This is a genomic window from Myxococcus qinghaiensis, from assembly GCF_024198215.1.
Lineage (GTDB): Bacteria > Myxococcota > Myxococcia > Myxococcales > Myxococcaceae > Myxococcus > Myxococcus qinghaiensis.
Genome location: NZ_JAKCFA010000026.1, coordinates 180797 through 191197, shown reverse-complemented (window position 1 = coordinate 191197; position 10401 = coordinate 180797). Strand labels below are relative to the sequence as shown.

Sequence of the window (10401 nt, the reverse complement as noted above, 5' to 3'; positions counted from 1 at the left end):
CTCCAGAGCCGATGGTACTCCGCGGGAAACCGCGTGGGAGAGTAGGTCGCTGCCGGATTCTTTTTGAGAGAAGCCCTCGTCGCCTCGTGCGACGGGGGCTTTTCCTTTTGCGGGCCAGGGCGCCCCCGCCTCGGCGGTGAGAGGCCCCAGGCCCGCGCGGGCCTTCAGGGCACGCGCAGCACCACCTTGCCCACCGTCACGCGGGCCTTGAGCTGCTGGTGCGCTCGTGTCGCTCCCACCAGCTTCACCGCCACTCTTGAGCTGCTGGTGCGCTCGTGTCGCTCCCACCAGCTTCACCGCCACTCTTGAGCTGCTGGTGCGACTGCCAGAGGCACCCGCGTGGATCAGCGCTCTGCTGACGCCCCTGGCGCGGCCCTGTTCGTCGCCGGATCAGGCACGCGACAATGGACCCTGGAGGGTCCCACCTCGAAGCTCGGGGCAGGGGAGGTCCGACAGGTGACGCGCCGCCTCCTTCCCGCTCCTGCTTGCAGGGGCCTCAGAGCCGCTCAAGCTGCCGGATTCCTTGGGGTTTCGGGGGTGTATGCATGTTTGACTCGCTACGAAGGCTGCGACTAGAGTCCAGTCCTCCGCCCGGTCTGCGCTCCGCCTGCCGCGGTGCTCCCCCCGGCCCCGGACGCTCCACGAGATGAAGAAGCCGACCCTTTTTGGGAAGTACCTGCTCCTCGAGCGCATCAACGTCGGCGGAATGGCCGAGGTGTTCATCGCGAAGGCCTTCGGCGTCGAGGGCTTCGAGCGGATCCTCGCCATCAAGAAGATCCTCCCCACGATGGCGGAGGACGAAGAGTTCATCACGATGTTCATCGATGAGGCGCGGATCAGCGTTCAGCTGAACCACGCCAACATCGTGCACATCCACGAGCTCGGGAAGCACGACGACGCGTACTTCATCGCCATGGAGTACGTCGCGGGACGCGACGTGCGGACCATCCTGGAGCGCTACCGGCGGCGCAAGGAGATCATGCCCACCGCGCAGGCGGTGTTCATCGCCTCCAAGCTCTGTGACGGCCTGGATTACGCCCACCGGAAGAAGGACGCGCGCGGGCAGGACCTGCACATCATCCACCGCGACGTCTCTCCGCAGAACGTCCTCATCTCCTACGAGGGTGAGGTCAAGGTCATCGACTTCGGCATCGCCAAGGCGGCCAACCGCTCGCAGAAGACGCAGGCCGGCATCCTCAAGGGCAAGTTCGGCTACATGAGCCCGGAGCAGGTCCGGGGCATGCCCATCGACCGGCGCAGCGACATCTTCGCCGTGGGCGTGCTGCTCTACGAGATGCTCACCGGTGAGAAGCTCTTCGTCGGCGAGTCGGACTTCTCCACGCTGGAGAAGGTGCGCAACGCGGACGTCCCGCTGCCTCGCGAGTTCAATCCGAACATCCCCGCGGGGCTGGAGAAGGTCGTCCTCAAGGCGCTCGCCCGTGAGACCGAGGACCGCTACCAGTGGGGCTCGGACCTGGCCGAGGACCTGATGCGCTTCCTGCTGGCCGGGGATGCCATCTACTCGTCGAAGCACTTGTCCTCCTACATGAAGGAGGCCTTCGCCGAGGACATGCTCCGCGAGGCGGAGAAGATGGAGCGCTACGCGGGAATCGAGCGCCCGGATCAAATCGAAACCTCGGGCGTCACCGTGCCGCCCGCGGCCCCGCAGCGCCAGAGCACCAGGCGCGCGCCCCCATCGGTGGTCGTGACGGGCTCTCCCGCCGGTCGCGCGCCCACGGCTCCCGCCCATCCCGCCCCGAACTACATTCCTCCTCCCACGGACGAGGAACTGGAGGCGATGGACGGGGGCGGCGCCGACAAGACGCAGATTGTCGACTCGACCCAGACCTTCATGTCCCCGGAGACGCGCGTCGCCGAGAGCAGCGTGCTCGTGGACGACAGCATCACGGGTCGCTCGGAGATTCCGACCCTGCAGGGCAGTGGCACCGCCGCGGCGTACCCGTCGCGGGAGCCCGAGCCCTCGATGCGCAAGGGCAAGAGTGGCCCGAAGTCCCAGGTCGTCATCGCCAGCGAGGACGGCGAGGCCTACGCGGGCGCGACGATGATTGGCCCCGCGCCGACCGCGCCCCCCACGCGCTCGAAGCCCTCGGCGGAGCCGCCCGAGGAGACCACCGGCAACATCACCGTCTCCGCCAACAACGGGCGCGGCAACCGCGCTTCGCAGCGTGCGTCGTCTCTGCAGACCCAGGAGTCCGGCGCTTACGACGCGCCTGACGATGGTGCCTACGAGACGCAGGACGGCTATGGCTCCGAGGAAGGGGCCTATCCCGACGACTCGCAGGACCGCGAGGAGGTCACCGGGACGAAGACTCCCGCTCCCGCGCCGAAGAAGGGCGCCAAGGCCACCGCCAAGCCCGTTCCCGTCAAGGCCAAGTCCAAGTCCAAGTCACGGCCCGCCGCGAAGGGCTCGCCGCTGCAGTCGCTGGCGAACCTTCCCAAGCCGGTGCTCTTCGGCTCCGCGGCGGGCATCGCCGTGGTGGTGCTGCTCTTGTTGGTCGTGTTGTTCAGCGGCCCGTCTGGAGAGCAGGTCACCTTCAGCGTGCCGCAGTCTGGCGCCGTCGTCGAAGTGAATGGGCAGAAGGTCGAGCCCAACATGATGCTGGCGCTTCCGCCGGGCGACTACGAGGTCGTTGCCAGCGCGCCCGGGCACAAGCCCGAGAAGAAGTTCGTGACGGTCGTCGAAGGACCGCCGCTCGCCGTGGCCTTCAACCTGGTTCCCGAGGTGGCGGCTGCCGCTCCTCCGGAGGAGCCACCCGCGAGGCCCTCCGAGCCCGTGGCCAACGCGGGAGGCCAAGACCGGCCTACGGGCACCATCGTGGACCCCGGACAGGCGGGAACGCCGCCACAGAACCCGGATCCGCCGCCCGTCGCGGCCATCGACCCGCCTCCTCCGGAAACCCCTCCCCAGGGCACGGAGACCCCCACGCAGCCCACCCAGAAGCCTCCCGAGGCCCCTGTCGTGGAGAACAAGCCCGTGGAGCCGCCGCCCCCGCCTGCCCGGAAGCTCGCGGCCATCTTCGATGGTGAGGAGGGCGCGGAGATCTCCGTGAATGGCAAGAAGGTCGGCCGCACTCCGGGAGCGCGACTCGCCAACCTGGAGCTGGGAAAGACCTACCAGTTCACCGCGAAGCTCGCGGGCTACAAGCCCTATGCAGGACAGTTCCTCGCCAAGGGCGACTCGGACGAGCTGACCATCTCCTTCGACCTCATCAAGGAGGAGAAGCGCCCCGTCGAGACGGTGGTGAAGCCCACGCCGCCTCCCTCGAATCCGACGCCTCCGAAGTCGAAGGCCACGGGCATGCTGGCGTGCAGCACGAAGCCCGCAGGCGCGGAAATCCTCGTCGACGGCAAGAAGACCGGACGTCAGACGCCGGTGACGCTCGGCAGCCCCCTCGTGCTCCCAGTGGGCAAGAGGAAGATCTCCTTCAAGCTCAATGGCAAGACGACCAAGCCCCAGGTGGTCTTGATCTCCGAGAACAAGATGGAGAAGCTGGTCAACGTCGCCATCGAGTGACGCAGTCGGGCATCCGGCGTCGGCGTCGAATTGTTGAATGAAGTGGTGCCGGGCGCGGTATGACGCCCGGCCCGCGACGCTACATGCTGAGGTGATGCGCCATGCAATCGACGCCCATCCGGGGCAAGGCCGAGGCCGGTCCCGCGCAACAGCCGTTTACCTATCCGCTCCGCCGTGAGTTCGTGGAACCCGACTGGCGGCGCATCCCCGGCTACAAGGACGTCACGCAGGCGGAGTGGGAGAGCTCCGTCTGGCAGCGCAAGCACACCGTCAAGAACCTGAAGGAACTCAAGGCCACCCTGGGAGCGCTGCTCCCGGACGACCTGGCGGAGAGCCTCGAGCGGGATCAACGCGAGCGCGCGACGATGTCCATCCTCGTCCCGCCGCAGATGCTCAACACGATGGACTACCAGGACCTGTGGAAGGACCCGGTGCGGCGCTACATGCTGCCCGCCTTCGCGGACCGCCTGACCGAGTGGCCCAATCACCCGAAGGCCAGCCGTGACAGCCTCCACGAGCAGGACATGTGGGTCGTCGAAGGTCTGACGCACCGCTATCCGACGAAGGTGCTCGCGGAGATGCTGCCGACGTGTCCCCAGTACTGCGGGCACTGTACGCGCATGGACCTGGTGGGCAATGACGTCCCCCAGGTCAGCAAGCACAAGTTCTCCATCGGTCCGAAGGACCGCTACGAGCAGATGCTCGAGTACCTGCGCCGCACCCCGACGGTGCGCGACGTGGTGGTGTCCGGTGGCGACATCGCGAACCTGCCCATCCAGCAGCTCGAGCCCTTCGTCAGCTCGCTGATGGACATTCCGAACATCCGGGACATCCGTCTGGCCAGCAAGGGGCTGATGGCCATCCCCCAGCACTTCCTCCAGGACTCGGTGCTCCAGGGGCTGGACCGGCTGGCGAAGAAGGCCGTGGAGCGGGGCGTGGACCTGGCGATGCACACGCACGTCAACAACGCCGCGCAGCTCACCCCGCTGGTGGGCAAGGCCGTGCGCAAGCTGCTGGACATGGGCTTCCGCGACGTGCGCAACCAGGGCGTGCTGCTGCGTGGCATCAATGACAGCGCGCAATCGCTGCTCGAGCTGTGTTTCACGCTGCTCGACCACGCGAAGATCCTGCCGTACTACTTCTACATGTGCGACATGATCCCCAACAGCGAGCACTGGCGGCTGTCGGTGGACCAGGCGCAGCGGCTCCAGCACGACATCATGGGCTACATGCCCGGCTTCGCGACGCCGCGCATCGTCTGTGACGTGCCCTTCGTGGGCAAACGCTGGGTCCATCAAATCGCGGAGTATGACCGCACGCGCGGCATCTCCTACTGGACCAAGAACTACCGGACCGGCATCGAGGCGAATGACCCCGAGGCCCTCGCCCGGAAGTACGAGTACTTCGACCCCATCGACTCACTGCCCGAAGAGGGCCAGGCGTGGTGGCGGGAGCAGATCAAGGCGGCGTGATGGACACCCTCGCGGTTGCGATGAGTGTGGCGGCGGACTTGCGCACCGAGCGCTCCTCGCTCAGTGCCGCGGGGCGCCGTCGCCTTTTTCCCCAGGCCACGGACGCGGAGTGGGGCGACTGGCGCTGGCATCAGCGCCATTCCGTGCGCGGGTTGGAGCAGTTGGAGCGCTTCATCCCGCTGACCGCCGATGAGCGCGCGGGCGTCCAGGAGACGTCCTCGCTGTTCCGCATCGGCATCAGCCCCTACTACCTGTCGCTCATCGACCCGGAGCATCCGTTCTGCCCGGTCCGCATGCAGTCCATTCCCGTGCGGGCCGAGGCTCGCGTGCGTCCCGGCGAGCTGGAGGATCCGCTCGGCGAGGACAAGACGCGGCCAGAGGAGTGCATCGTCCACAAGTATCCCGACCGGGTGCTGTTCCTGGCGCTGGATACGTGCTCGGTCTACTGCCGCCACTGCACGCGGCGGCGCATCACCCAGGGTGGCGTGGCGGAGCTGTCCAAGGAGCAGATGCGCCGTGGCATCGACTACATCCGGCGCCACCCCGAGGTGCGTGACGTCCTCATCTCCGGAGGGGACCCGTTCCTGCTGAGCGAGCAGCGCCTGGAAGAACTGCTCGCGCCGTTGAGCGAGATTCCGCACGTGGAGATGATTCGCATTGGCACCCGCGTCCCCGTGGTGCTGCCCATGCGCGTCACGGATGCGCTGGCGAGCACGCTGCGCCGCCATGCGCCTGTCTTCGTCGTCACGCACTTCAATCACCCGAAGGAAGTGACGCCCGAGGCGCGCGAGGCGTGTGAGCGATTGGTGGACCACGGTGTCCCCGTGGAGAACCAGGCCGTGCTGATGCGGCAGCTCAACTCGGACGCGCGCATCATCAAGGAGCTGTCACACCTGCTGCTGCGCAGCCGCGTGCGGCCGTACTACCTGCACCAGATGGATGTGGCCGAGGGTTGCGAGCACCTGCGCACGCCCATCGCGAAGGGCCTGGAAATCATTCAGCAGCTTCGCGGCCACACCACCGGGCTCGCCGTGCCGCACCTCGCTGTGGACCTGCCCGGCGGCGGCGGCAAGGTGACGCTCCAGCCCGACTACGTCATCGAGCGGGGCGAGCGCGAGACGGTGTTCCGCAACTACAAGGGCGAGCGCTATGCCTACCCGGAGCCCGAGGAGACTGACTGCGCTTGTCCGTATGACGAGACGTGGCGCGCTCGCGCCCAGGAGTACGGCTACCTGCGGAAGGGCTGAGCGGCGGCAGCGACTCCCGGCGACGTGCTACCGGGAGCGGGCACCTGGGAAGCTCACTCGTCGTCCGAGGTCTTCTTCCGGGCCTTCTTCTTCACCTTGGTCGTCTGCGAGCTGGGGCGACGCGCGGCCTTCTTGGCGGGCTGTTCGTCCCCTCCGCCCATGATTTCCACGGGCACCTGACCCCCTCCCGTCGCGGCCTGGGCTCCCACGGCGCCACCCTCCTCGCCGCCTTCTTCGCCCTCCACGGGGATGCCAATCTGGACTTCGGGGTTGTCGCCCTCGTTGGACTCCAGCTCGACGGGGTTGTCGTTGTCGAAGCCGTTCTGAATCGAGACTTCCTTCTCTTCGGCGGGCTTCGCCGCGGCCTGCTTGGAGGCCTTGGCCTGCGCCTCCAGGCGCTGCCCCTCCGCCTTCGCCCGCTCATTGCCCTCGCGACCCATCTTCGCGGTGAAGCGGTCGTATTCCTTCGCGGTGACGCCGTGCTTCTCCAGCACCTCGGTGGTGGCCGCCGACTGCTTCTGGATGGCCTGCCCGCGCTCCTCGTTGCTCATCTCGGAGGGCTTGCGATTGCCGAACTCGTCGTCCACCTTCTTCATCGCCGCCGCTTCGTCGCGGCGGATGTGCGCCACCTTCTCGGGGGTCAGCTCACCCCCTTCGTCCGCGCCGGCGACGCCCGGAAGGACCAGCAGGGCTGCCATGAGCATGCAAATCGGACGGGACATGACGCGGCTCCTCGACGGTGGAATCACTCGTATCTAACCACGGTCCGCCCTCGGTGCGCACCGGTCGCCTTCCGTGGCGGGGACTGTCACTGAATTCCGTGATTGTTCCCGCTCACGTCCGAGGGCGTCAGCCGTTCTGGCAACGCGCGCAGCCATTCCTGGCATCGGAGCACTGCTCGCGGCCCTGGGCGCAGCGCGGGGGGAGGTCATCGCGGTCCGGGTTCCGGTCCACCAGGGAACACAGCTCCTCGGCCACGCCACAGGTGAGGGTGGCCACCTCGCAGCGGTCCTGACAGGCCAGTTCGTCCTGGGCCGCGCGCGCTCGCAGCTCCTCGAGCCGTGCCGAGGCTCCGTCGATGGCCGCGTCGTCGTCACCCGCGACGCGCGTGTCCACGTTCTTCGCGCAGCCCGCCAGGAGGTGGATGACGACGAGCAATGGGAGCACGACGGAAGGGACTCGCATGGCCTTTCCATATTCGTGCGGGCGCTCCTTCGTCCAGCGGGCGCCTCCACGAGTGTCGGGCGTGGGGCTCAGCCCGCATCCGGAGCCGACTGTTGCTGCTGGGGCGGGGGACGCGGGCGACGGGGTGGTTCCTCGGGGCGCGACAGGTACAGGTAGGCCGTCAGGGCCAGCAGGGCCATGACCGCGAGCCGCCGCATCCAGTCCTCGCGCTGCCGCACGGGGGACGCCTGGTCCTCCCGCGTCGCGGCTTCCAGGCCCTCCGCCACGTCGGCGCTCACCCCTCGCAGGCGACGGCAGACCTCCACCACGGGCACCAGGCCCGCGGGCACCGGCGCGTCCTCTCGCTCCAGCGCCGCCGCGAGCATCCGCGCCCAGGCTGCTTCCTCCTCGCTGCCCGAGGGCTCCCGCGCTGGCGTGCCCGTCTTCATCGCCAGCGCCACCGCCGCGCGGACCAGGAGCACCGAGAGGGCCTGCTCCGACACCCCGTAGAAGCTCGCACAGGCCTCCAGCGAGGCCCCCACGACGAGCCGGCGGTTCAGGAGGGCTGCGGGACGGGGCTCCAGCGCCCTGAGGGCTTGGACGAAGGCAGCGGGGGGCAGACGGGAGATGGGCGGCTCGGGAGGTGTCACGCGCGCGCCATCCTCTCCCATCCTCCGGCCGTTTTCTTGAGGCACGTGGCCACGCACCTACACTCCCAGGCCATGTTGCGACCTGTTGCACTGCTCCTGCTCCTGCTCGCCCCCCCGCGCTCGCTCGCGGTGGAGACCCTGCGCATCGCCATCGAGGACACGGGAGCGGAGGTGCGCATCAGCGGGCGCGGACTTGGCTTCGGCGTGGACAGCGAGGAGGCCACCTTCGTCCCCATCCCCTCCGATGTCGCCACCGTCCGTCGCAAGGCCGGCAAGCTCGAGGTCAACGGCGCCCCCGTCATCGGAGACTCCGTGCGCTTCCGCGCGGGCCTTGGCGCCTCCGAGGACGCGGGCTCGGCGCCGGGAGAACAGCCAATCAAGGCCGGCGGTGCCCAGGTGCGCGGTGACGTCGTCGTGCGTCCGTTCAAGGACGGACTCCAGCTCATCAACGTCATCTCACTGGAGGACTACCTCGCCGCGGTGCTCGGCAGCGAGATGCCCGTGTCCTTTCCGCCCGAGGCCCTCAAGGCCCAGGCCATCGCCGCGCGCACCTATGCCCTGCAGAAGAAACTGGAGAGCTATAGCAACGCATTTCATCTGGGCAGCAGCGTGCTCCACCAGGTGTACGGCGGCGTCAATCGCGAGGACCCGCGCACCCGCGCCGCCGTCGACGCCACCCGGGGCCAGGTGCTCACCTACGAGCTGGCGCCCATCGAGGCGTACTTCCACGCCTCCTGCGGCGGCCGCACCGAGTCCGGACAGGACGCCCTCCACCGTGACTTGCCCTACCTGCAGCCCGTCGACTGTCCATGTGGCCGGCTGCCCGCGAGCCGCTGGTCCGCCTCCATGTCGGACACCGAAATCAAGGCCGCCCTCAAGCGTCCCGCCCAGGGCATGAAGGTGTCCGCGCGCACGCCCACCCGCCGCGTCACCCGCGTCACCATGGGCGATGGCAGCACGGTGGACGGCGTGGAGCTCCGCCGCAGGCTTGGCTACACGCGCCTCAAGAGTCTCGACTTCGAGGTGGAGCGAACCGACCACGGCTACGTGTTCTCCGGTCGCGGCTATGGCCATGGGGCCGGGCTCTGCCAGTGGGGCGCCAAGGCGCTCGCCGACAAGGGCAGGGGGTACCTGGAAATCCTCACCCACTACTACCCAGGGGCCGAGCTGCAGCACCTCTACTGACGTCCCCTTCGTCGGCGCGCTTTCCGCGGCGGCGCGGGGGCTGCTACAAGCGCCAACCCCGTGTCGTCTCGCCTCTCAGACTACGACTTCGAGCTCCCCGAGTCCCAAATCGCCCAGGCGCCGCTCGCCCGGCGCGACGCCTCGCGGCTGATGCTCGTCCGCCGCTCCACCGGTGACGTGAGCCACCGCCAGTTCTCCGACGTCCTGGAGCTGCTGCGCCCTGGCGACTTGCTCGTCCTCAACGACGCGCGCGTCATCCCCGCGCGCCTGCTGGGCCAGAAGGCGGGCACCGGCGGCCGCGTGGAGTTGCTGGTGGTGCGCCCCGCCGCCTCCACGCTGACCTCGGCCGCGCTCGACGGCGCTCCCGAGTCGCTCGACTGGCTCTGCCTGGGACAGGCCTCCAAGGGCCTCAAGCCCCCGCAGCGCCTCACCTTCGCCGGCGGCCTGGAGGCCGAGGTGCTGGAGGTGCTTGGAGGAGGGGAGTACCGCGTGCGCTTCCACGCGCCACCAGGAGCCTCGCTGGCCTCGCTGCTCGACGCCGCCGGCCGCCTGCCGCTGCCGCCCTACATCACCCGCGAGCCCGATGCCGCGGACGCCGAGCGCTACCAGACGGTCTACGCGCGCGCTTCCGGCGCCGTGGCCGCGCCCACCGCGGGCCTGCACTTCACGCAGGACACCCTGGACGCGCTGACGGCCAGGGGCGTGCGCCGCGCGCTGGTGACGCTGGATGTGGGGCCGGGGACGTTCCTGCCGGTGCGCGAGGAGGAACTCGACAAGCACCACATGCACCCGGAGCGCTTCACCGTCCCCGCGTCCACCGCGCGCGAGGTGAACGCGGCGCGAGCCGAAGGGCGGCGCGTCGTCGCCGTGGGCACCACCGTGGTGCGCACGCTGGAGTCCGCCACGGACCCGGCCACGGGCCTTTTGCGCGAGGGGCCCGGCGAGACGACGCTCTTCATCCGCCCGGGCTTCACCTTCCGCCAGGTGGACGCGCTCCTGACGAACTTCCACCTGCCGCGCTCCACGCTGGTGGTGCTCGTCAGCGCGCTGCTGGGGCGCGAGCGCACGCTGGCCGCGTACGCGGAGGCGGTGCGCCAGGGTTATCGATTCTTCAGCTACGGCGACGCCATGCTGGTGTCGGAGTGAGT

At 68.8% G+C, this 10401-nt stretch carries 8 protein-coding genes; 5 read left to right on the top strand and 3 right to left on the bottom strand.

What is annotated here, in order from left to right; genetic code table 11:
- The first annotated feature begins 646 nt into the window (after positions 1-646).
- From LZ199_RS37675 to LZ199_RS37665, 3 genes are all read left to right on the top strand, one after another.
- Complete coding sequence (locus tag LZ199_RS37675) at positions 647-3535, top strand: serine/threonine-protein kinase (protein WP_253998626.1); 2889 nt, start codon at positions 647-649, stop codon at positions 3533-3535.
- A 101-nt stretch (positions 3536-3636) separates the two neighbouring features.
- Positions 3637-5007, top strand: a complete 1371-nt coding sequence (locus LZ199_RS37670) for a KamA family radical SAM protein (RefSeq protein WP_253998625.1) — start codon at positions 3637-3639, stop codon at positions 5005-5007.
- Positions 5008-5027: 20 nt separating this feature from the next.
- Positions 5028-6254, top strand: coding sequence for a KamA family radical SAM protein (locus LZ199_RS37665; RefSeq protein WP_407667293.1), 1227 nt, complete (start codon positions 5028-5030; stop codon positions 6252-6254).
- Between the two features lie 53 nt (positions 6255-6307).
- Here LZ199_RS37665 and LZ199_RS37660 read toward each other — a convergent pair whose 3' ends face one another.
- The 3 genes from LZ199_RS37660 to LZ199_RS37650 form a co-directional block, all read right to left on the bottom strand.
- Positions 6308-6976, bottom strand: coding sequence for a hypothetical protein (locus LZ199_RS37660; RefSeq protein ID WP_253998624.1), 669 nt, complete (start codon positions 6974-6976; stop codon positions 6308-6310).
- A 127-nt stretch (positions 6977-7103) separates the two neighbouring features.
- Positions 7104-7439 carry a hypothetical protein gene (locus LZ199_RS37655; protein ID WP_253998623.1) on the bottom strand — a complete coding sequence of 112 codons (336 nt, stop codon included), beginning with the start codon at positions 7437-7439 and terminating at the stop codon, positions 7104-7106.
- Positions 7440-7507: 68 nt separating this feature from the next.
- The gene (locus LZ199_RS37650; RefSeq protein ID WP_253998622.1) at positions 7508-8068 is read right to left on the bottom strand and encodes a hypothetical protein; all 561 of its coding nucleotides are present in this window, start codon (positions 8066-8068) and stop codon (positions 7508-7510) included.
- A gap of 72 nt (positions 8069-8140) precedes the next feature.
- Here LZ199_RS37650 and LZ199_RS37645 point away from each other — a divergent pair, with 72 nt between their 5' ends.
- A complete protein-coding gene (locus LZ199_RS37645) occupies positions 8141-9253 on the top strand; it encodes a SpoIID/LytB domain-containing protein (protein WP_253998621.1) in 1113 nt (370 codons plus the stop codon).
- A gap of 60 nt (positions 9254-9313) precedes the next feature.
- Positions 9314-10399, top strand: a complete 1086-nt coding sequence (gene queA / locus LZ199_RS37640) for a tRNA preQ1(34) S-adenosylmethionine ribosyltransferase-isomerase QueA (RefSeq protein WP_253998620.1) — start codon at positions 9314-9316, stop codon at positions 10397-10399.
- The last annotated feature ends 2 nt before the right edge of the window (positions 10400-10401 follow it).

Excerpts from the sequence above, each read along its gene's own strand:
- LZ199_RS37660 (WP_253998624.1), bottom strand. The coding sequence starts at position 6,976 with ATGTCCCGTCCGATTTGCATGCTCATGGCAGCCCTGCTGGTCCTTCCG.
- LZ199_RS37675 (WP_253998626.1), top strand. The coding sequence starts at position 647 with ATGAAGAAGCCGACCCTTTTTGGGAAGTACCTGCTCCTCGAGCGCATC.
- LZ199_RS37645 (WP_253998621.1), top strand. The coding sequence starts at position 8,141 with ATGTTGCGACCTGTTGCACTGCTCCTGCTCCTGCTCGCCCCCCCGCGC.
- LZ199_RS37655 (WP_253998623.1), bottom strand. The coding sequence starts at position 7,439 with ATGCGAGTCCCTTCCGTCGTGCTCCCATTGCTCGTCGTCATCCACCTC.
- LZ199_RS37670 (WP_253998625.1), top strand. The coding sequence starts at position 3,637 with ATGCAATCGACGCCCATCCGGGGCAAGGCCGAGGCCGGTCCCGCGCAA.
- LZ199_RS37665 (WP_407667293.1), top strand. The coding sequence starts at position 5,028 with ATGAGTGTGGCGGCGGACTTGCGCACCGAGCGCTCCTCGCTCAGTGCC.